Source organism: Streptomyces sp. SAI-127, assembly GCF_029894425.1.
GTDB lineage: Bacteria > Actinomycetota > Actinomycetes > Streptomycetales > Streptomycetaceae > Streptomyces.
Genome location: NZ_JARXYJ010000003.1, coordinates 271117 through 297750, shown reverse-complemented (window position 1 = coordinate 297750; position 26634 = coordinate 271117). Strand labels below are relative to the sequence as shown.

24 protein-coding genes and 3 pseudogenes are annotated in these 26634 nt (G+C 68.3%); 11 read left to right on the top strand and 16 right to left on the bottom strand.

Going from position 1 to position 26634, the window contains the following annotated elements; genetic code table 11:
- The first annotated feature begins 164 nt into the window (after nt 1–164).
- From M2157_RS48690 to M2157_RS48675, 4 genes are read left to right on the top strand one after another with little or no spacing between them, the layout of a single operon-like run.
- A complete protein-coding gene (locus M2157_RS48690) occupies nt 165–1400 on the top strand; it encodes a cytochrome P450 (RefSeq protein WP_280868734.1) in 1236 nt (411 codons plus the stop codon).
- On the top strand, nt 1397–2638 hold the full coding sequence (locus tag M2157_RS48685) for an FAD-dependent oxidoreductase (RefSeq protein WP_280868733.1): 1242 nt from the start codon (nt 1397–1399) through the stop codon (nt 2636–2638). The genes M2157_RS48690 and M2157_RS48685 overlap by 4 nt, the downstream gene beginning before the upstream one ends.
- Entirely contained in the window at nt 2631–2963 is a 333-nt protein-coding gene (locus tag M2157_RS48680) for a 2Fe-2S iron-sulfur cluster-binding protein (protein WP_280868732.1), read from the top strand. Before M2157_RS48685 ends, M2157_RS48680 begins: the two co-directional genes overlap by 8 nt.
- Nucleotides 2964–2971: 8 nt before the next feature.
- Nucleotides 2972–4411: an AI-2E family transporter gene (locus tag M2157_RS48675; protein ID WP_280868731.1), complete on the top strand. Its 1440-nt coding sequence runs from the start codon at nt 2972–2974 to the stop codon at nt 4409–4411.
- A 221-nt stretch (nt 4412–4632) separates the two neighbouring features.
- Here M2157_RS48675 and M2157_RS48670 read toward each other — a convergent pair whose 3' ends face one another.
- Nucleotides 4633–5286 (bottom strand): helix-turn-helix domain-containing protein, encoded by a 654-nt coding sequence (locus M2157_RS48670; RefSeq protein ID WP_280865379.1) that lies wholly within the window; start codon nt 5284–5286, stop codon nt 4633–4635.
- Between the two features lie 133 nt (nt 5287–5419).
- On the opposite strand from M2157_RS48670, the gene M2157_RS48665 reads away from it, so the two are divergent.
- Together M2157_RS48665 and M2157_RS48660 are read left to right on the top strand one after the other, a co-directional pair.
- Nucleotides 5420–6169, top strand: a complete 750-nt coding sequence (locus M2157_RS48665; RefSeq protein WP_280868791.1) for an NAD(P)-binding domain-containing protein — start codon at nt 5420–5422, stop codon at nt 6167–6169.
- Between the two features lie 306 nt (nt 6170–6475).
- The gene (locus M2157_RS48660; RefSeq protein WP_280868730.1) at nt 6476–7414 is read left to right on the top strand and encodes an alpha/beta hydrolase; all 939 of its coding nucleotides are present in this window, start codon (nt 6476–6478) and stop codon (nt 7412–7414) included.
- A 543-nt stretch (nt 7415–7957) separates the two neighbouring features.
- On the opposite strand, the gene M2157_RS48655 is transcribed toward M2157_RS48660, so the two are convergent.
- The 3 genes and pseudogenes from M2157_RS48655 to istA form a co-directional block, all read right to left on the bottom strand.
- Complete coding sequence (locus tag M2157_RS48655; RefSeq protein WP_033329514.1) at nt 7958–8143, bottom strand: hypothetical protein; 186 nt, start codon at nt 8141–8143, stop codon at nt 7958–7960.
- A gap of 3 nt (nt 8144–8146) precedes the next feature.
- Nucleotides 8147–8942, bottom strand: a pseudogene (istB, locus tag M2157_RS48650) (IS21-like element helper ATPase IstB).
- A 760-nt stretch (nt 8943–9702) separates the two neighbouring features.
- Nucleotides 9703–10593 (bottom strand): annotated as a pseudogene (istA, locus tag M2157_RS48645) (IS21 family transposase); the annotation flags it as partial.
- Between the two features lie 253 nt (nt 10594–10846).
- On the opposite strand from istA, the gene M2157_RS48640 reads away from it, so the two are divergent.
- Nucleotides 10847–12448: an ISL3 family transposase gene (locus M2157_RS48640; protein WP_348541850.1), complete on the top strand. Its 1602-nt coding sequence runs from the start codon at nt 10847–10849 to the stop codon at nt 12446–12448.
- A gap of 61 nt (nt 12449–12509) precedes the next feature.
- Complete coding sequence (locus M2157_RS48635; protein WP_280868729.1) at nt 12510–12926, top strand: DUF4259 domain-containing protein; 417 nt, start codon at nt 12510–12512, stop codon at nt 12924–12926.
- A 324-nt stretch (nt 12927–13250) separates the two neighbouring features.
- Here M2157_RS48635 and M2157_RS48630 read toward each other — a convergent pair whose 3' ends face one another.
- Entirely contained in the window at nt 13251–14282 is a 1032-nt protein-coding gene (locus M2157_RS48630) for a radical SAM protein (protein ID WP_280868728.1), read from the bottom strand.
- 46 nt (nt 14283–14328) lie between these two features.
- Nucleotides 14329–15018, bottom strand: coding sequence for a hypothetical protein (locus tag M2157_RS48625; RefSeq protein WP_280868727.1), 690 nt, complete (start codon nt 15016–15018; stop codon nt 14329–14331).
- A gap of 469 nt (nt 15019–15487) precedes the next feature.
- Between M2157_RS48625 and M2157_RS48620 the strand changes: the two genes are divergently transcribed.
- Nucleotides 15488–15832 carry a PASTA domain-containing protein gene (locus tag M2157_RS48620; RefSeq protein WP_280868726.1) on the top strand — a complete coding sequence of 115 codons (345 nt, stop codon included), beginning with the start codon at nt 15488–15490 and terminating at the stop codon, nt 15830–15832.
- Between the two features lie 134 nt (nt 15833–15966).
- Here the strand turns inward: M2157_RS48620 and M2157_RS48615 are convergent.
- From M2157_RS48615 to M2157_RS48600, 4 genes and pseudogenes are all read right to left on the bottom strand, one after another.
- Nucleotides 15967–16263 (bottom strand): annotated as a pseudogene (locus tag M2157_RS48615) (hypothetical protein).
- Between the two features lie 139 nt (nt 16264–16402).
- A complete protein-coding gene (locus tag M2157_RS48610; RefSeq protein ID WP_280859633.1) occupies nt 16403–16606 on the bottom strand; it encodes a cold-shock protein in 204 nt (67 codons plus the stop codon).
- Between the two features lie 283 nt (nt 16607–16889).
- Nucleotides 16890–17468, bottom strand: a complete 579-nt coding sequence (locus M2157_RS48605) for a hypothetical protein (RefSeq protein WP_280859119.1) — start codon at nt 17466–17468, stop codon at nt 16890–16892.
- 211 nt (nt 17469–17679) lie between these two features.
- Nucleotides 17680–18102, bottom strand: a complete 423-nt coding sequence (locus M2157_RS48600; protein ID WP_280859120.1) for a hypothetical protein — start codon at nt 18100–18102, stop codon at nt 17680–17682.
- Between the two features lie 338 nt (nt 18103–18440).
- Between M2157_RS48600 and M2157_RS48595 the strand changes: the two genes are divergently transcribed.
- Complete coding sequence (locus tag M2157_RS48595; RefSeq protein WP_280868725.1) at nt 18441–18614, top strand: hypothetical protein; 174 nt, start codon at nt 18441–18443, stop codon at nt 18612–18614.
- A 979-nt stretch (nt 18615–19593) separates the two neighbouring features.
- Here the strand turns inward: M2157_RS48595 and M2157_RS48590 are convergent.
- Nucleotides 19594–20109 carry a hypothetical protein gene (locus tag M2157_RS48590; protein ID WP_280868724.1) on the bottom strand — a complete coding sequence of 172 codons (516 nt, stop codon included), beginning with the start codon at nt 20107–20109 and terminating at the stop codon, nt 19594–19596.
- Between the two features lie 989 nt (nt 20110–21098).
- On the opposite strand from M2157_RS48590, the gene M2157_RS48585 reads away from it, so the two are divergent.
- Nucleotides 21099–21380, top strand: coding sequence for a hypothetical protein (locus M2157_RS48585; protein WP_159049367.1), 282 nt, complete (start codon nt 21099–21101; stop codon nt 21378–21380).
- A 251-nt stretch (nt 21381–21631) separates the two neighbouring features.
- Here the strand turns inward: M2157_RS48585 and M2157_RS48580 are convergent, their stop codons facing one another.
- The 5 genes from M2157_RS48580 to M2157_RS48560 form a co-directional block, all read right to left on the bottom strand.
- A complete protein-coding gene (locus tag M2157_RS48580; RefSeq protein WP_280868723.1) occupies nt 21632–24145 on the bottom strand; it encodes a tetratricopeptide repeat protein in 2514 nt (837 codons plus the stop codon).
- A gap of 14 nt (nt 24146–24159) precedes the next feature.
- Nucleotides 24160–24534: a hypothetical protein gene (locus tag M2157_RS48575; protein ID WP_280868722.1), complete on the bottom strand. Its 375-nt coding sequence runs from the start codon at nt 24532–24534 to the stop codon at nt 24160–24162.
- A 248-nt stretch (nt 24535–24782) separates the two neighbouring features.
- Nucleotides 24783–24986 (bottom strand): hypothetical protein, encoded by a 204-nt coding sequence (locus tag M2157_RS48570; RefSeq protein WP_280868721.1) that lies wholly within the window; start codon nt 24984–24986, stop codon nt 24783–24785.
- A 189-nt stretch (nt 24987–25175) separates the two neighbouring features.
- A complete protein-coding gene (locus tag M2157_RS48565; RefSeq protein WP_280868720.1) occupies nt 25176–25388 on the bottom strand; it encodes a hypothetical protein in 213 nt (70 codons plus the stop codon).
- 1021 nt (nt 25389–26409) lie between these two features.
- On the bottom strand, nt 26410–26571 hold the full coding sequence (locus M2157_RS48560) for a hypothetical protein (RefSeq protein WP_280868719.1): 162 nt from the start codon (nt 26569–26571) through the stop codon (nt 26410–26412).
- Nucleotides 26572–26634: the final 63 nt, after the last annotated feature.

Here is a 26634-nt window from a genome sequence, read left to right as displayed (position 1 = left end):
GACATGGCAACTGCGCGGGCGCCTGACCCCGGACCGGCGTTTGGGCAACGAGTACCTGCAATGAGTTCTGGGTGACTGACCCAGGCCTTCCGAAAGGTGGTAACAGACGTATGCACTCCGCACAGCCGACGCCGGTGACAGATCTTCCCGCGCTTGATGACCTCATGGCTTTCGACGAGTTTTCGCGCGACTTCGTCGAGACCGCCCGAGAGCTGATACGCCGGGACGGAACAGGACTTCTCAAGGGCCCGGAGAACAGCCTCGTCGTCCTGCGCAACAAGGACGTCAGGGCCCTGGCGGCGAATCCGGCTCTGGGCAACATGCCGGCAGACGTTCTGTTCTGGATGGCGACCGAGATGGATCTCGGCTCAGGACCCGGTGTGAAGCCCGACCCGGAGCAGACCGCCGGCTTCGGGCAGTTCCTGCGGAATCAGGTGTTCACGTCCAATCCCCCGTTGCACCAGCCGAGCCGCAACATCCTCGTCCGGCAGCTGATGCCCAGGAAGATCATGCGTTTCGCCCCTGCCGCGCAGCGCCTCGCAGAGGAACTCATCGAAGAGTGCGCAGGACGGGAGCAGATCGACTTCGCCCATGAATACGCCGGACGGTTCGTCACCCGCTTCTGGGCCGAGCAACTCGGCCTGAGCAGGGACCAGGCAGCACACGTCCAAGAGCTCATAGAGGAGATGAACCTGACCTTCCTGCTCTCCCGCTCCCCCGAACAGTCCCAGCGGATGTTCTCCGCTGTGGCGACCTACATGGAGGTGGTCGGGGAAGCGGTTCGGCAGGCCTGGGCCAAGAAGGACAACGAGTTGCTCCTCGACATGGCGGCCGACCTCGCCGCGATCGACATCGAGGGCGAGCCGGAGGACATCGGTACGCTGGTAGCCGCGAACTTCTTCGACGGCTTCCACACGGTCGGCGTGGCCATCGTGAACGTCATCTACCGCTTGCTGAGCAATGAAGCGGCGCATGCACAGGTCCGGGCCGACCCGTCGCTGGTCGCCAACGCCTTCTTTGAGGGCACCCGTCTGGAGTCGCCGCTGATGGTCAGTCAGCGGCTGGCCTTGCAGGACGTCGAGCACCAGGGTGTGCTCATCCCCGCCGGTACCCCGGTCGTCATGGTCTGGGCTGCGGCAAACCGCGACCCCGAGGTGTTCACCGATCCCGACAGCTACCAGCTGACCCGGACGATCCTGCACGGCACGACCTTCGGTGGCGGCGGTCACCTGTGTCCGGGCAGGAACGTGGCCCGGATGCTCACCGAGACCGTCGTGACAGCGCTGACCGCACCCGGTATCGACATCGCGCTGGTCGGGGGCGAGCCTTCGTGGGTGCCTCACTCTCTGATGCGGCACGTGACGGCCCTGCCTGTCACCCTCCGCCGGGCGGGCAAGTGAGCACCGTCGTCATCGTCGGCGCGGGTCAGGCGGGCTCGGAACTGGCCGTGGCACTTCGGCAGACCGGCTTCGGCGACCGCATCGTCGTGGTCGGGGCCGAACGCCATCTGCCCTACCAGCGTCCGCCACTGTCCAAAGCGTTCTTGCGCGGCACGGTCGAACCGGACGGACTGCGGACTCGCGCCCTGGACGCCTACACCAACGCCGGTATCGAGATCGAACTCGACACTGCGGCGATCGGGATTGACCGCCAGAGACGATCCGTCACCTTGGCCGACGGGCGCGAGCTGCGCTACGCCAAGCTGGCCCTCACCACCGGTGGCAGTCCGCGGCCTCTCCGATTCGGCTCCGACCACGTCGCGGGCAGGACCCTGCATCACCTCGACGACGCAGTTTCGCTGCGGCAGGAACTCCAGTCCGGTGGCGCGATCCTTATCGTCGGCGGCGGATTCATCGGCCTTGAGACGGCGGCCGCCGCGACGGACATGGGGATCGCGGTGACGCTGCTGGAGGCCCAACCGCGAGTCCTGGCCCGGGCGTGCTCACCGGCCGTCTCCGCCTTCGTCGAACGCGAGCACCGCAGTCACGGCGTCGATCTGCGCGCAGGCACATCCGTCCGCAGCGTCGCCCGGCGCGACGGTGCCCTCTTTGCGGAGCTCAGCGATAACACCGTGGTCAGAGCCGACCTGATCTTGGCCGGTGTGGGGATCGCTCCGAACGACACCCTCGCCGCCGCCGCGGGGCTGGCCGTCGACGACGGTGTCCTGGTCGACGCCGTGGCCCGGACCGAGGATCCCGACATCGTCGCCGCGGGCGACTGCACACGGCAGTGGCACGGTTTCCTCGGCCGCAGCGTGCGCCTCGAGTCCGTTCAGAACGCCACTGACCAGGCCAGAATCGCGGCCCGGACCCTGTGCGGGAAGCCGACCGAACGCTTCACGGCGCCCTGGTTCTGGTCCGATCAGTACGACCACAAGCTCCAGATGGCCGGCGTGCCGCAGGCGGGCGACACAGCTGTCGTCCGCGGCGACCCGTCATCGAACTCCTTCGCAGTGGTGTATCTGCGCAACGGCGTCATCACCGGCCTGCACGCTGTCAACCGGCCGCGGGATTTCGCGGCCGGCCGGCAGCTCGTCACCGCGCGGGCCGCCATAACCCGGGCCGAAGCCTCCTTGGAAGACCTCCCGCTGTCCGAATTGATGAAGCGACACCAGCCCACCGTAGAAAGGCGTGTTTGACGTGCCAGTGATCAGGTTCATCGAGGCCGACGGAACAACACACCCCGTGGAGGCCGTCGTCGGCCAGAGCCTCAAGCAGACGGCACTCGACCATCTCGTGCCCGGCATCATCGGCGACTGCGGCGGCTGCGCTTCCTGCGGAACCTGCCACGCCTACATCGATGAGAAGTTCCTGCCGGTGCTTCCTGCGGCTGATGAAAACGAGGACATGATCCTTGAGGGGGTACCGGTGCCACGCGCCTCCAACAGCCGCCTCACCTGCCAAGTCCCTGTGACAGCCGAAATGGCCGGAATGGAAGTACACATTCCTGAGACCCAGTTCTAGGGACGATCATGTCGCGAGTGCCAGGGTGGCTCGGCCGGCTCGGTGCCGGGCTCACCGAGCTGAGTGAGCGGCTCCACGAGCGGCGCGCCGACGTCGACCGCGAAAGTCGGGGGTCAGGGAGCGAGCTCAAGGACAATACGGCCGCCGAAGAGTATGGCGCGTCCGAGTCACCCCGGGCGGTTCGGGACGCTCAGGAACTGCAGGTCACCTCAGGAGTGCGGGAAGCTGCCTCACCGCCTGCGCCCGTCTCTGAGCCGCCGTCGGCCTTCGTGTCGCGCCCTGAGCCCGCGCGGGCCGTCCCCTGGGGGGTACGGGTCGCCGCCGAGGCAGGCTGGCGGCTGCTGGTGCTCGCCGGGACCGTGTGGGTGCTGATGCGGGTCATCAGCACCGTCCAGCTGGTCGTGCTCGCCTTTGTCGTCGCCCTGCTGCTGACCGCTCTCCTCGAACCCGCCGTCGCACGGCTGAAGCGGACAGGGATGCCGCGCGGGGTCGCGACCGCGCTCACCGCGATCTTCGGATTCGTCGTCATCGGCCTCATGGGCTGGTTCGTGATCTGGCAGGGCCTGGAAAACATCGACAACCTCTCCGAGCAGGTCCAGAAGGGTATCGAGGGTCTGCGTCGCTGGCTGCTCAACGGTCCCTTCCACGTCACCGACAAGCAGATCAACGGCATCACTCAGAGTCTGGCCGATGCGGTCGGCGCGAATACGGACGCCATCACTTCGGCCGGGCTGGAGGGTGTGACGGTCGTCGTCGAGGTCGTCACCGGCATCCTGCTCACCTTCTTCTCCACCCTCTTCCTGCTCTACGACGGCAAGCGGATCTGGGAGTGGACCCTGAAGCTGGTGCCCGCGAACGCCCGGCCGGGCGTGGCCGGCGCCGGGCCGCGAGCGTGGGCCACGCTCACGGCGTACGTGCGCGGCACAGTGTGGGTGGCGCTCATCAACGGCTTCTCCATCGGCATCGGCATCTACTTCCTCAACGTCCCGATGGCCGTCCCGCTCGCCGTGTTCATCTTCCTGTTCTCCTTCATCCCGCTGATCGGCGCGGTCGCCTCCGGCGCGCTGGCCGTGGTCATCGCGCTGGTCACCCAGGGCGTGTTCACCGCCGTGATGACGCTGGCGGTAGTGCTGGCGGTGCACCAGATCGAGGGCCACATCCTGCAGCCGTTCATCCTTGGCCGCGCGGTGCGCGTGCACCCTCTGGCCGTGGTGCTAGCGGTGGCCTCGGGCGGCATGGTCGCGGGCATCGGCGGCGCGGTGGTCGCCGTACCGCTGGTCGCCGTCACCAACACGTTCGTCGGTTACCGGAAGGCTTACTCCCAGGATTCAGCCCTGCACACGCCTGAGGCTGCACATCGCGTGGTCCGGACTGCGCACCCTCGATCTCGACCTGCCGCGCCAACGCATGAGCCTGTACAGAACGGTGCTCGCCGAAGGCATGCGTGACGACCTATGCCGCTTCCTCAACCGGGACATCCTGCGTGAGCTTTGGCCAGTTGGCTGTGCAGGTGTCAGTGGGAGGCGTTTGTTGCTGACTTCGGATGGCGGTTGGCGGCTTGAGGGCCCGTGAATGTCGATGAGATTTGAAGTCGCTCAGAAGCTGTGCCATACCCTCTCGGTCGGTGATGTCCTGTGAGGATCGGCCTCGGAGAGCATCGCCGTCGCCCCTACCGGATCGTCGGCAGCAAGGAGTTGTGGACGAGTGCCGGGGGCAGAGGCCCGGTGCCGGTGGCGCACATGCCGTCGAAGGTGAGCCGCAGGTAGCGTCGCCAGGCCGACGGATCGGCAGCCAGCAAGGGTGCGGCGGCGTAGTACACGCCGCAGATCAGCAGCATCACGTCCTGCCCGTTCAGATCCGCACGGAGTGAGCCGTCGCGTTGCGCCCGCCGCGCCAGTGACCCGGCTGTTGCGATCAACTGCTCCTGTCCGGCCTGTATCTCCGGGTGCCGGACATCCGACACCATACGCAGGGCCTCCGCGAGCGCCCGGTTGTTTGCGTAGAGATCGACGCCCGCGCTCATGAACTGCAGCAGGGCGGCGTCGGCGTCGGCCTGCTCGGCCTGCTGGCGGCCCACTGCCACCAGCCCGTCGATTGCCTCGCCGATGATCGCGGCGAACAGGTCCTCCTTGGTGGGGAAATGCCGGAAGACGGTTCCCTTCCCGATCCCCGCCCGTGCCGCGATCTGCGCAATGGACGCTTCCGCGCCGTGCTCGGCGAACACCTCCGCGGCAGCCTTCAGCAGCGCCTTGCGCGTCCGTACCGCGTCGGCTCTCATCCGTCGCGCGGGAGGCGCTGCAACGGCTTCTTCTTCAGTGCTCATGGGTCCACTCTACGCAATATGACCGGGCGGTCCGGTTAGGTGGTACGGTAGTTAAAGTGACCAGCCGGTCCGGTTACGGTTCGTGGCTGTGACCGGTCCGGCATTCCCTCATCCCATGGGAGAACAGAGCACCATGAACAAGACACTCGCCTTCATCGGCAGTGGCAACGCTGGCGGCACCTTGGCCCGCCTTGCTGTCGCCGCAGGCCTGGACGTCGTCCTGAGCAACTCCCGCGGCCCCGAGTCCCTCGCCGGTCTCGTCGCCGAACTCGGCCCCCGCGCCCGGGCGGCCACTCCCGCCGAGGCCGCCGAGGCCGGGGACCTGGTGGTGGTGTCCATCCCGCTGAGCGCCTACGAGAAGATCCCGGCACAGCCGCTGGCGGGCAAGATCGTGATCGACACGCTGAACTACTACCCGGAGCGCGACGGCCGCATCGCCGAGCTGGACGCGAACGAGCTGACGAGCAGCGAGCTGGTGCAACGCCACCTGGCCGGCTCCCGTGCGGTCAAGGCGGCCAGCAACATCGTCGTCAGCCAGCTGTTCAGCCTGGCCCGCCCCTCGGGTGCGCCGGACCGCAGTGCCATGCCGATCGCCGGCGACGATGCCGCCGCCAAGGCGGAGGTCGTGGAGTTGCTCGACCTCCTCGGCTACGACGCGGTGGACATCGGCACGCTCGCCGACAGCTGGCGCAGCGAACCAGGCACGCCCGTCTACTGCAAGCCCTACTTCGGGGAAGTGCCCAAGGACGTGAGCTTGGACAAGACGATGGAATGGATCTTCCAGGCCCCGGGCGTTCCGGTACCTGCCGACCGGGTGAGGGAACTGACCGCCACGGTCGTCCGGCCCGCGGGCGGCAGCTTCTCGATCGCCGACTGGAGGTGAGTGGAGAGTATCGCGGAAGAGGTGGAACCGGAACTCCTGCCCGGGTCCGGACACCGACCCACCGTGGGGGTTCCGGCCGCCGGCGGGGAGACAGACGCCTGCGGCCGCCGCCCCGGCTGCGACTGCTGCGGCTGAGCCGGCACCTGCACGAGGCAGAGGGACCCCGGCCCGCAACCCGTCACCGACCTCCCACGGCTTCCGCCGCGGCTGGTCACACCCCCCAGAAAACACGGGATTGCGTACATCTCCACCGTGCCACAACACGATCTTCCTGCAAGGACCCCTGAAAAAGGACGTAACACCGCCATGAACGCTTTCACCACCGCCGCAGCCGTCGGGTCGGAGGAGCCGCTCAGCCCCGGCTACGACACGGCGACCAAGGACGACGCCGAGTTCAACAAGTACTTCCGGCACGGCTTCACCACCATCGACGACGTGCAGATGCACTACGTCATCGGCGGCGACGGGCCGCAGGTCATGGTGCTGCTGCACGGCTGGCCGCAGAGCTGGTACGAGTACCGCCCGATCATGCCCTCACTGCTGCCCGGCCGCACCGTCATCGCCATCGACCTGCCGGGCCTGGGCGACTCGACCGGAAACCCACCCTCCATGACCAAGACGGTCCTGGCCACCTACGTCCACAAGCTGCTCAACCACCTCGGCCACCACGAGAACGTACAGGTCGCCGCCCACGACCACGGCCTCAACGTCGCCTACTCACTGGCCGCCCAGTACCGCGACCAGGTGGCGGGCCTGTTCCTCATGGACGCCGCCCTCGTCGGCAAGAACCTGAAGTTCGCCACCCTCGAATCGATGTTCTGGCACTTCTCCTTCTTCCTGCAGAATCCGCTCGCCGAGGAACTGGTCACCGGCCGGGTCGAAACCTTCCTCACCTACTTCTTCCAGAGTGTGAAGACCGCCGGCGAGAACGTCTCCGACGACGAACTCGCCGAGTTCGTCCGGGTGTACTCCCGCCCCCAGGTCCTGCACGCCGGCTTCGGGCTCTACCGGACCCTGACCCAGGACGAGGCCGAAAACACCAAACTCCAGGACACCCCGCTGACCATCCCGGTCCACCTGATCACCCAGGCCGGCCTCGCCGACGCGTTCCTGCCGCCCCTCCAGGACGCCGCCCCCCACGCCACCTCCGCCGTCGTCCCCGGGGCCGGACACTTCCTCCTCCACGAAGCACCCGACCGCGTCCTGGCCGAGATCAACGCCTTCTACCCCACCTCCGCCCCCTGACCCAAAAGCACCACACGACCACATGACGTCCAAACCGTCCTGTGCCAGAACTCGCGCGGTCCCTGAACGGCGACCTCGAAAGCCGGCACACCGAGGCCAACGTAAACGGCGCCTGACGACGTCTCAGCCGGATCACACCTGCCGGCATCCGCGTACGAGTGGATCCGCACCCCGGTCGGGGAACACGTCGAGGTGCAGTCCGCGAGCGGTGGGACGGGCGTGGCGACCGCGCTCGTCGGCGGCACACGATCCTGCCGGTCCGGCACGGTGAGCTGTCCGGTCCGTCCCTGGGAGTCACGCTGGAGGCGTGGGGTCCGGCGGGCGGGCCGGTCCGTGGGCAGACCGCCGAGCTGGTGATCATGCGACCGATGCCGTCCATGCCGCTGCACTTCTGGAACGACGCAGGTGGCAGCTGTCACCACGACGCCTACTTCCCCGCCTACCCGGGAGTGCGGCGGCACGGGCGCTTGCCCGCACATAGTCCACGCCGGGAGCGAGCCGCGAGTGCCCGCCGCGTGGCGAAGCCCATTCTGAGGACCCCGGTCAGGCGTGCTCCGCCGTGCGCTCGATCCGGGCGAGAATCCGGGCGGGGCAGGGACAGCCGCAGCGGCTGATGCGCCCCGTCGTGTGCGAGACGGGGCAGTCGAGTTCGTGGAAGAGGACGGCGTCGCGTCCTTCTTCGTCCAGCCGGGCGTGGACGAACGAGGCCAGCTCGGTGGCTGTGTCCATGGTTCAGCCGGCGTTGGCGCGTTCGGCCTGAGCTTTGGTGTGGGCGAGGCGGTAGGAGTCGGTGCCGGTCTCGATGATGTTGCCGCCGAAGGTGATGCGGTCGACGATGGCCGCGCAGAGCCTGGGATCGGTGAACGTCTTCGTCCGCCCTCCGAACGACTCGTTCGAAGCGATCGCGACAGAATTCTTTTCCTCACGCTCCGTTAAGACCTGGAAGAGGAGTTCGGCGCCCCGGCGGTCGAGCTCCATGTAGCCGAGTTCGTCGATGCACAAAAGATCGACGCGTCCGTAGCGGGCGATGGTCTTGGCCAGGACCTTCTCGTCGGCGGCCTCGACCAGCTCGTTGACCAGCTTGGTCGCCAGGACGTACTTCACCCGGTATCCCTTCATCGCGGCCTCGGTCCCCAGCGCGATGAGCAGATGGGACTTGCCCGTGCCCGAGTCGCCGATCAGGCAGAGGGGGTGGCCCTTGCAGACCCATTCGCAGGTGGCGAGGGTGTTGATGGTCGCGGCGTCGATGTTGGGGATCGCGTCGTAGTCGAAGGCCCGCAGTGACTTCTCGCGCGGGAACCCTGCGGCCTTGATGCGCCGCTCCGAGCGCCGGCGGGCCCGGTCGTCGCACTCGGACAGCAGCAGTTCCGCCAGAAAGCCCCGGTAGGACATCTGCTCGCGGGACGCCGCCTCAGCGAGGTCGGGGAACTGGCCGCGGATGGTGGGCAGCCGCAGCATCCGGCACGCCTGGTCGATGGCGGTGGTCGCGGGCTTCCTCGGTCAGCCCGCGGTTGCGTTTGGCGTTCATGTCGCTTCTCCCGTGCTCGGAGCACTCCCGCCGCGCCGTCGCAGCAGCTGGTCATAGGCGGCAACCGAGGGCAGCGGCCGGGTGTCGGGGGCAGATGGGACAGCCGCCAGTCGGCGAGAAAGGTGACGGTCGCCCGCGTCGGCCCGGCCGCTGCGGGCTCTGGCGGTGGTGAGGGCATCGGCTGGTCCGGCAGGTCGCCGTCGGCGATCTTGCGGGCCTCCAGCGCGACCGCGTCCGCGGTCAGCGCCCCGGCCCGCAGCGCGACCGCGAGCCCGGCGACCAGGTGCTCGTGGCTCATGTGCCGGGCCAGCAACAACACCTCGATCAGGGCCTTGGTGCCTTCCTTGTCGCCGTGGGCCGCGCGGGCCGCGTCCCACCAGCCGTCATGGACCGGCGTGAACCGGCCGGCCGAGCGGGCCTGTTCCAGGGCTGTTGCCCCGGGGAAGGCGCCTGGCTTGCGGACCAGGGCCTCCAGGTAGTGATCGAGCACCAGGCACGAGCCGCCCTGCGTGCTCAGCCTTTCGTGGCGAGCCACTTCCCGGCCGTCGTCGAAGACGATCAGCTCGGAGGCGTGCAGCAGCACCCGGAGCGTCTTGCCGATCAGCCGGACCGGCACCGAGTACCGGTTGGTGCGGACCGTGATCTGTCCGTAGCGGTCGACCCGTGGGGTGAACCAGCGGCCCGTCTCGAACGGCTCGACGGGCAGCGGTTTCAACTGCGGCCGTTCGACGGCGAAGTACTCGCCGATCGTTCGGGGACGGGAACGGATGCGCCGGCCCTCGTGCTCAAGATCCCACCGGTCGACCATCTCGTTCAGCTCGGCGAGGGTGGCGACCTCAGGGACCGGCACGAAGTGGTTGCGGCGGAAATAGCCGATCTGGCCCTCCACCCCGCCCTTCTCGTGGGCGCCCTCGATGCCCGGACGGCAGTAGAAACTCTCGATCCCCCAGTGCGAACGGAAAGCGATCCACCGCTCCGGTTCCGTGCGCTGCCGGGAGAAGCCCAGGACCTGGGCGACCGCCGCTTTCAGATTGTCGTAGCGCACCTTGCCGCGGGGCACCCCGCCCAGCACGGACAGCGCGTGGACATGGCCTTCGAAGAACGCCTCCTGGCCGCAGGAAGCCGACACCCGGTGCACCGCCTTGCCGGAGTACGACAGCCGCAGCGAGAACAGATAGCAGCGAGTGGGCACCCCCGCCAGCACGATGTGGACATCACCGAAGTCGACCTCCGCCTCGTCCCCCGGCATATGGGACTGCGGGACGAACATCTCCTCCGGCCCGCGGCCGGCCTCCCACCGGACCTCCTTGCGCCGCACCGCGACGTAGGCGCGGACCATCTGGTAGGAGATCCCGTCCGCCGCGTGCTCGTCGAGCAGCCGGTCGAAAATCCTCTTCACCGTGTGTTTCTGCTTCGGCGGCGCGTCGAGGTCCGCCCGCAGCATCCCGTCGATCACCGGCTTGTACGGGTCAAGCCGGGTCGGACGCGGCGCCTGCTTCTTGCGGGGCTCGGGCCAATTCGAGTCCAGGGCCTTGCGGATCGTCCGCCAGGTCACCCCGTACTTGCGCTCCAGAGCACGCACCGACAGACCGGCACGGTGGTCACGGCGGATCGCCGCGTACAGCTCGACCTTGCTCGTCGATATGTGCATTCGAACCCCCAGCGGGAGAAGCACACCGATCGTCCCACTGCAAGGCTCCAAGTGCCGTCAAAACTGGGCAACATCACCCTCCACGACACGAAGCCGCCTCCGGTACCGGACGACAAACGCCTCCCCTACCCAGGTTCTGGCTCACTTTCCGTGATGCGCGCACGCTGAGTGACGGCTGACGCTCCGATCAGGCTCCGGGAAGTTGCCTGAAAATGACCAGGGCCGATCTTGGTGTGGTCGACAGTGCGGCGTCGTGGAAGAGACATCGCCCCGCCTGGAGGGCCTGCTGTTCCCGTCCATCGCGGACGTGTCGGTGCTGTCGCTGGACGTGAGCCACGAGGCGATATGCATCGACGTCTGCAGTACGGCGGTAGGGGCGGCATGCCCGGACTGTGGGAGCGAGTCGACCCGGGTGCACAGCTCTTACCTGCGGTTTCCTGCGGACGTGCCCAGTGGGGGACGTCTCGTGGTCCTACAACTGCGAGTTCGGCGTTTCTTCTGCCCAGAGGCTTCGTGTGCTCGGCGGACGTTCGCCGAGCAGATGCCGGGACTGACGCGGCGGCACAGCAGGTGGACGGAGCGGTTGCGGTCGACTCTTGCCGCGGTGGGTCTCGCCCTCGCCGGCCGGGCTGGCGCCCGGATGGCACGGGCCTTCGGAGTGTCCATCAGCCGCAGCGCGGTGTTGCGGCTGCTCGATGCATTGCCCGAACCCGAAGTCCCGGCCCCGCGGGTGGTTGGTGTTGATGAGTACGCCACACGCAAAGGACGGGTCTACGGCACGGTGCTCGTCGACGTCGAGTCCCGTCGGCCGGTGGATCTGCTGCCTGACCTTGAGGCGTCCAGCCTGGCCGCATGGCTGGAGAAGCGTCCCGGGATCGAAATCGTCTGCCGGGATCGCGCCCCGTTCTTCGCGGAAGGCGCCACGGCCGGGGCACCCCAGGCGACGCAGGTCGCCGACCGCTGGCACTTGTGGCACAACCTCGGGGAGGCCGCTGAGCGGGCTGCCGCCCGCCACCGCCAGTGCCTTCGCGTCCTGGTCCCCGATCGCGAGGGGAAGGCCGACGAACCGGCGCCGCCCGAGGAGAAGGCGGACTCTCCATGGCGGAGCGAGCGGTTCGCCAACCGCGTCCGAGCCAGGCACGCCATGGTCCACGCGCTGCTGGAAGCCGATCACAGCCGCCGTTCCATCGGGCGCCAGCTGAACATGACCCACCGCACCGTCAAGAGCCTCGCCGACGCTGCGAAGCCGGAAGACCTCTTTCGCGGCCAGTGGCAGCACAACAGGTTCTCCGTCCTCGACGAGTACAAGCCCTACCTGGACGAACGCTGGGACGAGGGCTGCAGCAACGCCTGGAAGCTCTGGGAGGAGATCGTTCCCTTGGGCTATCGAGGCAGCTACGGCCGGGTCAGCGCCTACCTGCGAGAGAAGCGCACCTCGCCACGGCCGGTCACCGCGCAGCCGCCGGCACCCCGCGTGGCGACGAGATGGATCCTCAGCCGACCCGAGACGCTGACCGAGATCGAACAGCTCCGGCTCAAGGCCGTCCTGGCCAACTGCCCTGAACTCGAAGCCCTGACCGGTCACGTCCGGTCCTTCGCCCAGATGCTCACCGAGCGGCAAGGGGAACGACTTCCGCAGTGGCTCGACGCCATCCGCCAGGACGACCTCCCCAGCCTCCACACTCTCGCGGCCGGCATCGACCGCGACCGCGAAGCCGTCATCGCCGACCTGACCCTGCCCTGGAACTCCGGCGTCGTCGAAGGACACGTCAACAGGATCAAGATGCTCAAGCGCCAGATGTTCGGTCGCGCCGGCTTCGCACTCCTCCGCAAGCGGGTCCTCCTCGCCCCGTGACCGATGTCAGTGGCTCCTGGAACCATGCCTTCGTCCGAGACAGCCGTATCAGGAGCCATGCATGGGAACGTGGGGAACCGGCCCGTTCGACAGCGACCTCGCCGCAGACTTCGTCGATGAACTTGAGGGACTCACCCACCAGCAGGTCATTGACGTGCTGGAGCGGGCATTCCAGCGAGTCACCGACTCGGGAGAACGCGTCGATGGCGGAGACGGGGCCGAAGCTGTTGCCGCCGGCGCTCTCGTCGCGAGCACCCTCCCGGATAGTCCCATCGTGATTGACCCGGACGACGGCCCCAGGGAACCGCTGCCCGAACTGCCAGCCTCCCTTCGCGCGTCGGCGAGACTCGCACTGGACCGGGTTCTCCAGGACGGATCAGAAATGGCAACCGGCTGGGTGGACAGCGGCGACGCCGAGCAGTGGCGCCAGGAAGTACGACAGATCCTCCAAGCACTCGAGACACCCATTGATCACTGATCGTGACCGCTTCACGGAAGTCGTGCCAGAACCGGTTCTCGTGAACAAAGCCACCGCAACATGCGGGACGCGGTCCATGCGTCGACGTAGGCCCTAGGTGTGCTGTTCTGACACGTTGGTGACGCGGCTTGATGGAGTGTGACCGCTGATTCCGGTGTGGGGTCGTCGGCAGGCAGGCTGAGAGACACAGGAGGGGTCCTCGAACCGAGGTGACCTGCACGAACGGGACAGGAGATCGGAGATACTCCGGCTCGGGGAACACTGGACGGCCGCTCAGCCGTCCAGAAGCTCGTCGGCCCCTGAGGACCAGCTGAGCCCGCGTCGTCAGGGCGCCATGGGCTCCGCAGGGGCTTCCGTCGGGGAGTCCGCGAATTCCGGCCGGTACTCGTGCAGCAACCACTCCGTGAAGAGGACGTCGGGAACCTTTTCCTGATAGTGCTCGCGTACAACACTGCGTACTGCGGGGTCCTGGTACAGCCGCAGGCATGCCTGGCACCGGTGGGCGTACATCCCCTCCCACTCGATGGCCGGGTCATGCTCGGCAGCCCAGGCAAGGATTCGCTCGGGGCCTTCGGCACGGATCCAGCGCTTGAGCAGGTCCTCCTCGCCGTCCTTGACGGCTGCAGCGAGCGGCGTCTCTCCGGCCTTCCCCAATTGCAGTTCGGGAATCAGTCGCATGCCGAGCCCACAGCACGATCCGAAGGTCCCATCCGCCTGCAGGGTGGTGGTCTGGAGAATGCTGTCGCAGCCTGTGCAAGAGGCCAGATTGGTGCGATCGATGGCCATGCCGGGTGGATAGTCCGTGATCCGCTTGGGCTTGAGGGGCATCCAAGGACTCTCGTTGATCTTCACCGGTTTACCCGGATACAGCTCCCGGGTCTCCTGGTAGTGCGGGTGGGCCTCGATGCTCTCCTTCGTGACCGCGCGGGTAGCGACCGTCTCCACCATCACCGCTGGAGCGTAGGAGTGGTGCACTGCCGCCCGCACCGCCCGCAGCACGTTCTCCAGCGGGACGAAGCGGGCGTGCTGGTCCCCGGTACTGAAGTTGATCTCGTCGAGTCCGTGCTCACGGAGCACCGAGACGTACCGGTCGGACTCCTCGTCATCCGTAGCCCAATGGCAGTTGGTGACCACCCGCGTCAGCAGGCCGAGGCTCTTGGCCAGGCCGATCGCCGCCAACAGCCGTTCGCCGACCAGGGTCGGCTCCCCACCAGTGAAGACCACCAGGCCGAACCCGTTGTCGGCGGCCTCCGCGATCGTCTTCATCATGACGTCGGTGTCGAGCGTCGTCTTCACGCTGGGCGTCGACATCGTGCCGCAGTGGGTACATGCCGCCGTGCACTGGAACGTGGGCATCACGGACAGCACGCGAGGCCGGGGAATAGGTTCGAGTGCCATGCGATCAGCGGGTGTAGCCGGAATTGCGGCGACTGAAGTCGACGAGTACGCCAGCGTCCCGCAGCTCCTGGCCGCGTTCGGTCAGCCGTTCCGTCAGCTGTGCCGCCACCCGCTGCACGTCGATCCGGCTCACGCCTACCTCGCGCTCCGTCACCGGTGCCGCCAGGAACACCGCGGCGAAGGCCACCGCAAAGGCCGCGGCGGCCACCACCGCGTAGATGAGCACCTCGATGTCGACCGCGACGTCGGCCACTCGCGCCACGCCGATGGAATCCGGATCGGGGCGCCATGTCAGGGCGGCGATGAGCTCCGCGTCGGCGAACTCCGCCACAGCCGTGGCCACCTCGCGGTGGATCTTCTCGCGGTCGGTTACCGCCAGGTACTCGCGGAGCGCCTTCTCCGGGTTGCTCTCCCGGGTGACCTCGTTTGCTTTCTGGACGAGTTCGGTGGAGTACTGCTGAGCCCATGCGGTGAACCGCTGGTTGCTCAGCAAGCCATAGAGGAGACGGTTGCCGCGGTTTACCTCGGCGGCCGGCACGCTCTGGTCAGGGAAGACCGACTTGAGGATGACCCGAGCTGGGTCGTTGACGTAGAGCTCGCGGAAGGTCCGGTCCGAGACGAGCTTGTCGCCGAGCGCGGTCAGTTTGGAATCCAGATCCGCTGAGCGAAGAATGAGGAGGTCGTTGGCACCCATCGCTACTCCGTGGTCGAGGCGGCCCCGCTGTTCCGGCTGCGTAGGGCGGGTAGTTGGCAGCCTGACACCTGCATCTGGCACCCGCCAACTGACGTGGCCCAAACTGCGTCTGGCACCCGCCAACCGAGGTAGCCCGAATGCCTCATCGGCATGGAGAAGATTGGTACAGCACCTATCGGTGAGATCGATCTTGAGCGATGGGGTCGGCGTCTGGGGCATTCAAGTGGGACCGGTACCGGCGGCCTGCAACACTCGCAGTCTGGCACCACGTAGGCGCGAACCTCTCGGTCACCCTCCGCTTCTCGCAGGGGGCACTGGCAATCAGTCTGGCGCTGAATGATCTCTCACCCAGCGTTCGCGCCAGGATCAGCGGCGACGTGGCGGACGCCCTGGGGACGCTGAGGGCCGCCGCCTTGGGCCAGGCTCGCAGTGCGCACCCCGCACCGGGTGCGCGCACCACCGTCATGTAGTGCGCACCGCGCCGGTCGGTGTGGTGCGGATGCGCGCGCATCGTGCGCACCGCACCGCGAAAGCCTCGCCGCTGCGACGTTGTCGACCGTATGGTGCGGAGATGGGTGCCAGGCTGGCAAGTATCGAAGTCCCTGACGTGGTCGGGATGACGGGGCGAGAAGCCTCCGCTCTCTGCCGTGACCTGGGGCTCTTTCTGGGCTACTACAACATGGACCAACAACTGCCACTGAGCATGGTCATCGCCTACCAAGAACCACCGCCCTGGACCATGGCAGCACCTGCCGCGGCAGTCAGGATCTGGACGACGTTGGATCCGCTGCCCGACGATCTACGGCCGCAGTAGCCCGGTCTCGTTCACCCGGTTCCGGCATCACCAGCTCGGGGCCCCCTTCACGCAACGTCTGCGCAGCCCTCTCGCAGGCAAAGGCGACGGTGACGGATGAGCAGCCCGCTGACCTGCCGTGGTCGGGGTTGTGGTCAGGGGGTGTCGCCGGAGTGGTACAGGCGGCAGCTCACGCCCGGGCCCGCTGTGCGCGGCTCGCCGGGGCGCGGGTCGTACAGGGCGCGGCCGCCAGGCCACCGCGACACTTCGGTGGGCAGGGCAGCGCCGTCGTCGACTTCTTCCGGCAGCTATCCCGTGATGTCCAGCAGCAGCCCGTCCAGCGGCCCGCCTACGAGTGCGGCGTACGTCTGCCACGGCAGCGGGCCGGGGTCAGGGTCGTCGTGGTCGTGGCCGTACACCCGGCCGCGCAGCAGCTGCTCGTCTCGGTTTATCCGACCAGCGTTCCAGCCGCCACCGACAACGGAGGTACGGGCGGCGCGCCTGGCCTGAACGGGATGCTGTTGGCGAATCCCGGGCTGCGCCCTGCCCCATCGGCCCGCGGATGGAGCAGGGCACAGACAGAACGAGGGGTTACAGGGGGCGGACCATTTCCGCTTGTGGACCCTTCGAGCCCTGGGTGACCTCGAACTCCACCCGCTGGTTCTCTTCCAGGCTCTTGTGGCCATTGGTCTGGATGGCTGCGGATTCCACGAACACGTCCGCGCCGCCATCGTCCTGGCTGATGAAGCCGTATCCCTTGTCGGGGTTGAACCACTTCACAGTGCCTGTTGCCATCGGTTCCGTCCCTCGTTCGGTAGCCATGGTGCGATCTTGGCGCCCCGGCCGCTGCCCAACCGAGCGGGCTGCGGCACGTGCATTCCTTCCGGTGCGGCGAAATCCGCAGTCCTCCCGGGCCTCAGCCGTGGGGATGAATTTCGCCGCGTCACGGCTCCCCCGTGCGGTGAGGCGTGAGGGTGGGGGCGGGCGCGGCTCCCGGCGTGAGCCCGGGATACGGGCCAGCCGTGGACACGCCGAGCCCCGGCAGTGTGTGGCCGTCGGGGCTCGCACGCTGGTGTGATCAGCCTTGGGCCTGGTGGATCTTCCAGTCGGCGACGTTGGAACTGCGGTTGAAGTAGGCGTTGGTGCAGACGTCGTACTTGGCGCCGGTGTCGGAGCTGCCGCCGTTGGTCTCCAGGAAGCCGCCGTTGCCGTCCCAGGTGTTCCAGAGGAGGACCGTGTCGCCGAATCGGACGTTCTTGTCGGCGGGGGCGGAGGTCTGGGCGAAGATCCGCCAGCGTCCGGTTCCCGGTGCGCGGTCCCTGGCCGGGGAGGTGGAGACGTCGTACTTGGCGCCGTCGTTCGCCTGGGTGGTGGTGGGACCGCTGTTGGTGTCGAGGTAGCCGCCGTCCCCGCCGTAGAGGTTGCGCAGGTAGATCAGATCGCCGCTGGTGACAGGCTGGCCCGCGGCCTTGCCGGAGGCGGACAGGATCTCCCAGGTGCCGGTGCCCTTCGCGCGGGCCGGTGTGTTGGTGGTCGAGACGCCGTACTTGGAGCCCTGTGCGGGGTTGCCGCTGTTGGTGTCGAGATAGCCGCCCTGCCAGCCGCCGTAGCCGTTCTGCAGGTGGATCTGGTCACCGTACTTGAGTTCGTTCGCCATCTGGAATTCCCCTTGTCCGCCGATGTCTGTCTCGAACCCGGACGGTCCTTACTGGAAGCCCCTCAGCGCCCCCGCTGCGGGACGCGGCCCCTGCTTCCGTCCAGGCCGGGAGGTCGGGATCCCACGCCGAAGTTCGATGACGAGCGCCATCCCCCGCCCCCCTCTTTGTTCCTGCCGTCCTTGTCCGGCTTTGCCGCCCGAAATGAGTGGCCTAGAACCCGGGGCTCACCCAGTGCGCCATGACTCCCGTACGTCCGTCGCCGTTGCTGAGGACGGCGGTGTTGCCCCCACCGATGCGGTACGCGTGGAGCGTGATGACGTCGTTGACGTCGAACTTCTCCAGGATGGTCTGCCCCGCGGTGGTCTGCATGACCGCGCCGCCGGTGAGGGCTTCCGTGCCGGGGATGAGCTGGCCGTTCTTGAACAGTGCGGTGCGCACGAGCTCACCCGCTCCGCCGGTGTACGAGCGGGCGTGGTAGGAGATCTCCCACACTCCGGGGTGGAGGATCTTGAGTTCCTCGACCTCGGAGATCCGCTCATCGGCGCGATCGGCGCCGGAGAGGGGGTGGTTGAAGTCGACCGGGATGGTCTGGAGCCACGTCGAGCCCTTCCGGTAATTCGCTGGAGTCGTCATGCCATTCCATTCCTTTGCCGCGCCGGGATACACACTGACCGTGCCGGGTGCTCATGCCGCCGGCACCGGACCTATGAGAGCGGCGCCACCCGCGGTCGCGGTAGGCAGCCCAGGGACCGGCAGGCCAATCCCTCCTTACGGGTTTGATCCGACTTTCCGGTCCTGCACCAAGGGCCTCCCGCGCGCAGAAACCCTTCTCCATACAGGCGTTCACCCGTCATGGCGCTCCACAACGGCGGGAATACGGCTCTACCGCCGCCCATTCCGTCACCTCCAGAGGTGAACGACACCGCGCTCGAGTTGACGTTGGCCCTGCCAAACGGGCGGTCCCTGTCGGCTTGGTTGGTCCCTGCGAGGCAGCCGTCGACGCGCACGCCCGCCTCAACGACCCGGGCGTCGACTACGACAAGCAGTGGCAGCCGGAGGTCTGGCAGGCCCTGACGGAGGGGCTGCCCGGCGGCGCGCGCGGACCCGCCGTCGCGCGAGGACACCTTTGTGGCCCTTCTCTGTGAGCACCCATAGCTGGTGTCCCGACTCCAGTCGCTCCACCCGGACCAGTCCCGAGCCCTTCAACGCGTTCAGGGTGTCCCTGGTGATCCAGCCTTGACCGGCCCGCACAGCTGCGTTCCACCCCACAGGCTGCGCGGTGCGGGCCGCGTGACCTTGTGCGGAGGCCCTGAACCTCTTGTCGGGCCATGACCGCCCGGCGCCTCTGCCTGCCCGGGCCGAACCCGGCCAGAGCGCGGTCCCGCATCCGACACCGGAACGGACAAGGGACCGCGGACACAGTGCGGGCCTGTCACACGCCCAACGCGAGCGGCATCTCACGGACACGGCCCACGTCAGCGCCGGTCCTGTTCGTGCCCGGCCGGGTCGCGTCCAGCGGCTGCGGCCGGGGCGGGAGGGGCTGGCATCGTGCACCGCCACCGTGACCGTCCCTGCACCGGCCTTCAGCCTGGACAACGGCCCCTTCGAAGCCAGGGCCCGCTCTTCACCGTCCTCCCAGGCCCAGCCCCACCGCTGCACGGACCGCACGCTGACACGTAACTCACGGGCGACCGCGGCATTGCCCTGACCAGCAGCGAACAACTCGGCCGCCTGCAACCGAATGTGCTCACGAAACGCCTGCCACTCGGCGGTCAGCCCGCCCCCTTGCGGATACCTCATACCAGCGGCCTACCGCAGCACACACCACCCGTCAGCTACGACATCACGCCAACAAAGTCAGTAACACAAGTCGGTTCCCGCCACATCGAGCCCCTGCCCTGACGTGTCCCGCAGCACAGAGATGATGACCGGAGTGGCGTCAGCCTTCGTGTCTCGCACGTGCGTATTCGCTCTTTCCGCCCGGCGATGACCGTGGACAAACGGCGACGGTTTCTTCTTCGCCTCCGCTTCGGCCGCCTCGCGTGCGGTTGCCTCTTCCGCCTGGCGGCGCGACGACGACACTGCCGCCGCCTGACCCACCGCAGCGTAGAGGGGCGGCTGCGCTCAGGGCAGGACGGGCGGCTCAGGAGGCGCGATATCGGAGGCTGCAGGCCGGGACGGCATGGGCACCCCGCACGCCTTTCCCGACGCGTCGAACACGATCCCCGCTCCCTCCGGGACCTTCCCCGCTCCCAGGAACATCTCCCAGCCGTTCTTCACCAGGTGCCAAGCCTGGTCGGCGTCCTCGGCCGGCACCTGCTCCATCTGTCCCCAGCCCCGCGCTTTCAGCACGGCAGACACCGAGTCCACGGCCTCACGCTTCGGCACGTCCTCAGTCCGCAAAAACCCCAACACGCGGCACGGAGTGCCAGCCTTGCTCGTGTCGAGGAAACCCAGCCGCCCGATCCCCGCAGCCGCGGCCGCAGACCGGACATCACCCCGCACGGCATCGACGGTCACCTCGTCCCTGGCCACCTTTTCAGCCGCACGAGCAGTCGTCGTCGCCCGCCCGCCTGCTGCGCCGACGCTGTCACCACAGCCGCAACCTGTCAGCGCCGCCATCACCGCTATCGCGGTCACGGCCACTCCCACCCCACGCATGTGTCCTGCCTTCGAATCGTTTCGTGTGCCGTGGAGTTTTACACAGGGCCGCCGCATGACCGACCCCTCGACGGTGCCGGGGCGCGATGCGACGTGTCATGCACGATGCACCGCACTCCCCCGCCGGCGGTACGCCCCGGTGCGGCACGCTCCCGGTCCGGGCGCGCACGATGCAGTGCACTGCCGCATGGCAGTGCGCATCGTCGTGCGGGGGTGCACGCCGCACCCGGCCCGCCAAGGCGGGCGCCTGTGGCGACGTCCGGGGGCCAGGTAAATGCTGCACGTGCGACCACTGCGGGTCCTGTTCGACGCGGATAGGGTCCGTGCCGAACGCACTCGGCACGGACACCTCGTGTCCACCGGAGGCCTCAGCCGCGGCAGCTGAACAGCGTTCTGCAAGGCCCAGTTGTTGGTCGGCAACGTCGCTGTGGCAATCGGGGTGCTGGCCGTCCTCCGGCGTAGCGCCGCCGTAGCGGACGCCGGGGGCGCGGATCGACCACCTCATCGATGACCCTGAGGACGTCGCGAACGCCCTCGAGACGCTGAAGGCCGCCGCCTTGGGCCAAGCACGCGGTGCGCACCCCGCACCGGGTGCGCGCACCACCGTCATGTAGTGCGCACCGCGCCGGTCGGTGAGGTGGCGTCAGGCCGCGCGAACGGCATCACAGGCGGCATGGCACCCGCGCATCAGGCCGGGCGCGCGCCGTTCGCGGCGAACCCTCCCGGCTCCGTGGCGGGCGCTTGCCGCTGCCGACCGTGGTCAACGAGCGGAACCGCACCGGGCGCAGCGAGAACGAGGTGCGTGTGCTGACGATCGACGCACGAGCACAGCTGCCGGCACTCCCCGTCACGGTCCACTTGCTTTATGGTACGCCTCGCCCACTTATGGGCGCATTGGGATTTAATTTCGTAGTTGATGATGATATAGGCCTGTCCAGGGTTCCGCACTCGAACGGAGAACGCCCCACATGCGCATTCGCAAGCTCCTGACCGTAACCGCCATGGCTGCCGCAACAGTCTTCGGCAGCATTGGCCCAGCCACCGCCGGGGACGAAGAGATCAGCGGCCGCATCGTTCAATCCGCTTCCGGGAATGACCAGCCAGAGCATGTCGGACATGAAATGCCGAGCTCGTTGCCTGAGCACGGCGTGAATCGAATCGGGGGCATTTCCGACCAACGAGAGACTCCGGCCGCAGAGAGTTCTGATCAAGAAGCAGGCGAAGGCCTCCTTAGCCGGCTGTTCGGCTGAGCGAATGGCGCGGAGCTCTGACCTGCGCCCGGCGCACCCTTGATGTTTGTGGAGCGCCGACAAGGGTCCGCGACGGTGCATCGTCAGATGCCAACCACAGCCAAACGGGCGCCGTCATCGCACGCGGCCTGCGTTCGCCACGCGGGTTGCCGCAGAGTCAGCGGTCGACATAGCCCTCGCGGAGGGGGCCGCCTGGCAGGTCCACCATGTGGAGCGTGGTCCAGGGAAAAGGTCAAGCTGAGGGAGCGTCGCTAATCATCGCCCGCTCCTGCCAGCGGGCGAGAGCGTTCACAATGCGGAGCGTGTCGGGGTGGTCGGGGCCCAGTACTCGCAGGAAGTGCGGCACCAATTCGGCGAGGGTATCGGCGGCGCCCTGCGCATCCCCAGCCTCCCCCCCGCCACCGGCCGAGGCTGTGCCGGGTGGAGAGGGTTCTGGGGTGGTCGGGGCCCAGTACTCGCAGGAAGTGCGGCACCAGATCGGCGAGGGTGTCGGCGGCGCCCTGCGCATCCCCAGCCTCCCCCCGCCACCTGGCGTGGTTGCGCCGGGTGGAAAGGGTGTCGGGGTGGTCCGGTCCCAGTACCCGCACGTAGTGCGGCACCAGATCGGCGAGGGTGTCGGCGGCGCCCTGCGCATCCCCAGCCTCCCCCCGCCACCTGGCGTGGTTGCGCCGGGTGGAAAGGGTGTCGGGGTGGTCCGGTCCCAGTACCCGCAGGAAGTGCGGCACCAGATCGGCGAGGGTATCGGCGGCGCCCTGCGCATCCCCCGCCTCCCCCCGCCACCGGCCGAGGCTGTGCCGGGTGGTGAGGGTGTCGGGGTGGTCGGGGCCCAGTACCTGCACGTAGTGCGGCACTAGATCGGCGAGGGTGTCGGCGGCGCCCTGCGCATCCCCCGCCTCCCCCCGCCAGTAGGCAAGGTTGTGCCGGACGGTGAGGGTGTCGGGGTGGTCCGGTCCCAGCACCCGTAGGTAACGCGGCACCAGTTCGGCGTAGGTGTCGGCGGCCCCTTGCGCATCCCCGGTCTCCCCTCGCCACCTGGCGTGGTTGCGCCGGGTGGAAAGGGTGTCGCGGTGGTCGGGGCCCAGTACCCGCACGTAGTGCGGCACCAGTTCGGCGAGGGTGTCGGCGGCGCCCTGCGCATCTCCCGCCTCCCCCCGCCACCTGGCGTGGCTGTGCCGGGCGCGGAGGGTGCTGGAGTGGTCCGGGCCCAAGTAACTGGACGTCCTGGCGGCAAGCGTGTGGAAGTAGTCGCGGGCGGCGGCGTCCTGACCGGCCTCACCGAGGCGGTCCCCGACCTGGTACAGCGCCGGATGGGCATCTGGGCAGTAGAGGACTGGGGAGGTGTTGTCGTCCACGGCAGTGGTGTTGTCCTGCAGGGCCTGTTCCAGGGCCCGGTCCCGCCCGACAGGGGGCCAGAGGGCGAGGAGGGCGTCGGCTGTCCGGCGCGCGAGCGCGTAGCCCTGTTCGTGGGGGGTGATGTCGCGGGCAGCGCGCGCGGTGAGGGCGTGGATCCGGATCACTGCCTGGTCCGGGGCAGTGTAGGTGATCAGGCTGTAACGGTGCATCAGACGCAGGCACTCGCGGACCTGTGCGGCGGTGGCCCCGTGCAGCGCGGGTACGGGTGCGGGCATGTTGCGGGCGATGGTTGGGTGGCGAAGGCGCTGCCACAAGCTTGGGCCCGGTCCGGTCAGGGCGGTCAAGGCTACGGGGTGGGTCCACAAGGCGGGGGGTGAGCCGTTGGGATCCAGCAGGGCGAGGGTACTCAGGACCGCGCGGGCCAGGCCGGGGCGGTCCTCGGCGGCTTCGACAGCGCTGAGGTTGATCAGCATCGTGGCGTGGACAGCCTGCCCGTAGCCGTCGGCACCGTCCGCGGGCAGGACCTCGGCCAGCGCACGCCCGGGCTCGGCCAGCATCCGCGCATACGCACCCGGGCTGACGTCGGTGTTGTTGAGCAGGTAGGCGGCGGCGTGCGACAGCGCTAGCGGGAGGTATCCCAGCAACTGCCCAATGGGCGCCGCCGGACACTCGTGCTCCGCGCAGGCGCCGGGGTGTGTGGGCAGGCCGGGGGCGCGTTCGTGCAGGTAACGGTCCGACTCTGCGGCGGTGAAGGCGCCGACGTCGATGCGGGTGCGGCCGGCGCCGAGGGCTTTGCGCCGGCGGGTGGTGGCCAGCACGCAGCCGCGCGGATGCGGGTGGGGCCACCCGGGCAGCACCGCGTCCAGGTCGTCGACGTCGTCGATCACCACTAGCCAACTGCGCTCGGTGCCCCGCAGCCACTCCAGCAGAGCCCGCGCATCAGCCTCTTCGTTTTCCCCTTCCGCGCCGGGGGCCTGCAGGCGCCTGGCAGTCTCGGCGAAGTCGCCGACCAGCCGGGCGATTCCACCCTTTGCTGTCGTCCACACCGCCAAGTCTGCACTTGAGCGCAGGTAGTAGGACACAGCCAGCTGGGACTTGCCGACTCCGCCCTCGCCCGCCAGCACCCGTCCCGCTTCGGTGGCCTCTCCGAGCTCCACGTCCTGGCCGGGATCACGCGCCGTCTCGACAAGTGCCCTCAGGGCAGTGCGGGGCAGGAACGAGGACGCCAGCGGCGGCACCGCCCCCACCCGCAACGGCCATCCCATCTCGGGCCGCACATTGATGTTGATCGTGGTGCGGTTGACCACTCGCGCGTTCGGCCCAAGCGCGGCACCAGCGGCATCACCACCGACCGCGACCTGCCCACCCCGCACACCACGGCGGCTCCCGCCGCCGGCACTCTCCTTGCTCATGCCCAGCCCCCGGGTCAGGAACGGGTGCGCTTGCTGCGCTTGCCCAGTGCGGCGTCGTTGGCATCGCCGCCGACGGCCACACCGTCCGGCCCCGATTCCACATCCGTCTGCCCCGTGCCTGCAATCGCGCCGGACCGAGGCAGCGAAGCCGGTCCGGTGACCTGCGCGCCGTCGCCCAGGGCCGCGCCGTTGGCATCACCGCCCACCGCAATGCTCCCGCCCCGCACTCGCCGCACCGACCCGGATCCCGTGCGGAAGAAAGCAGCGACCGACACCATCAGAGCCACGGCGGCCAGCACAGTCCCGATCACCCCTGCAACCTGCGAGGCCGCATTCAAATGACCCAGCGCCAGCATGACCACCAGCCCCGCCGTCACCAACAGCGCCACCAGCGAACACGCGCCCGAAGCCCAACGCCCCACACCAGCACCCATACGCCCCCCAAGACCACCCGACCCACACCAACACGTCACGCGCGAGCACTACCACCGGAGTGTGTCAGCCCGGCCACAGCCTGTCATCAAATCACTCACGCGGTGGAAAGCCAGATGCCCGGGGCAGGCCCCGACTTCCGGATGGGCCATCGCTTCGGCACGACATCGTCGGCGCGCGCACAGGAGCCCGGGATGTCCCGCACTCACCGCCGACGGCGTCGGCGCAGGCGCAGGCGCGCGGACCGCCACGGGTTCGGTCGGCCACCGGGGTACTGCCGCGAGCGGCGCCGGACCGGCGGCGGCTCCAGAGACGGATACAGCGCCACGCGCAGCCGGGACGCGTCGGCGAGCTGCTGAAGGCGCTTCAGGTCCTCTGGCGAGAGGTACGGCGGGATCGGGTCAACCATGCGGGCCCTCCATGCTTCGGCGAGTCGGTCCCCCGCACCCTCGCCCGTCCCCGCCGCCTCCAGAGCGTGCGCTCCGGCCCCGTCCATCCCGCCGACCGGTCCTGCCGGTCCGCGTGTGGGGGCGGTCGTCTGCGTACCGCGCTGACGCCCACGGACATCTGGTCCGTGGGCGTCGGGGGCGTACGGCGGTCAGCTCTCCAGCATGGCCTGGAGGTCGTTCAACGTCAGCTCGTTCGTGCCGCGGTCCACCGCAGGGCTCTGCGTCCAGGCGACGATCGCCGGGTGCGCATCTTCGTACGGGGTGCCGGCGGGGACGGTCAGGTCGACTCCGGCGACCACCTCGTGGTCGCCGTACGACTTGCGTAGCCCGGCGACCTCGATCGCACTGGTTCTTGTCGTCATGCCCACCATGCTGAGAGGTTGCCCCTGCGTCAGGGTCAACTGTTGCCGCTACGCGGCCTCGCACACTCGGGACGCCGGCCTCTGCCTCACACCGGCCACGGTCGACTGTCGTACGAGCGCGCCAAGTACTCGGTCAAACATGCCGCCAAGGAGCACGACCACCCCGCGATGGCCTCGACCTGCTGCCGGGCGGTCACCGGCTCTGGACCGCTCTCCAACGACCTACCACTGCCCTTGCCGGACACCCGAGTGACATCGAAACTCACCGACAATCAGAATCGCGTCGACCCTCGACTGACATCCGAACTCATCGACAAACGACACTCGCTGAGAGGTGCACAGCCACCTGCTCGGTGACCTGCTGCCAGATCACGGCCAGGAACACGAGCGTCTGGTCGACCAGCTTGTCGGCGGCGACTTGGTCGCCTAACTGTACGAAGGCCTATTCGAAGTAGGCCTGGTGGTACAGCTCATGGAAGGCCCAGAAGGCCGGCGGCATCACGTCGCTGGAGTTCTGCAGGGCCTGTTCGCCCAGGTCCTCGGGAGGCTGTGCGGACTCCGGCGCCCAGCAGGCGCCGAATGCCGGCGCGGACGTCGGGCGCGAACACCCTCACCGCTGCAGCCGAGGCCAGCACGAGGCCGACGACGTCGTCCAGTGTCACGGTGGATCCTTCGATCTTGTGCAGCACCGGTGCGCCTCCCCGCATGTCCAACTGCCGGTGCCTGGAGCCTGGTTGCTCCTGGACACCAGCAAACAACGCAGCCCCGCCGGTTCGTGCAGAGCGCCTCACCACCACTTTTTAACGGAGAGTAGGTTTCCGGTTAGCAAATCTCGTACTGATATTCGCCACCCCACCCGCCGCAATCCGCCACCCTTCGCGCCACCCTCACCACCTGCACCGCGACCGGCACCCGCCGCCACCCGCCCCTGTTTGCGCAAACGTTCCCCCTTCGCGCAATTGCACGAGCGTGACCCAAGTCACAGCCCCAGGTGCGCCCGGTCCAGCCCCGCCGCCCTCGTTCAGGAGTCGGCCGGCTCCTGGCGCAGCAGATCGGGGTCCCGGGTCGCGCCATCGTTGGCGAGCGCGTTCGGGTTGTCCTGATCGTCCAGGAGCCGCAGCACGCAGTGCGGGGCCTCGCGGGCCACCGTGGTGTCGGGGGCGCGACGGGCGGTCTGGGACACGTGAACTCCTCAGTCTCAGCGGCGAATCGAGCCAATGGTGAGTAGGTGATCTACGCGACGGCT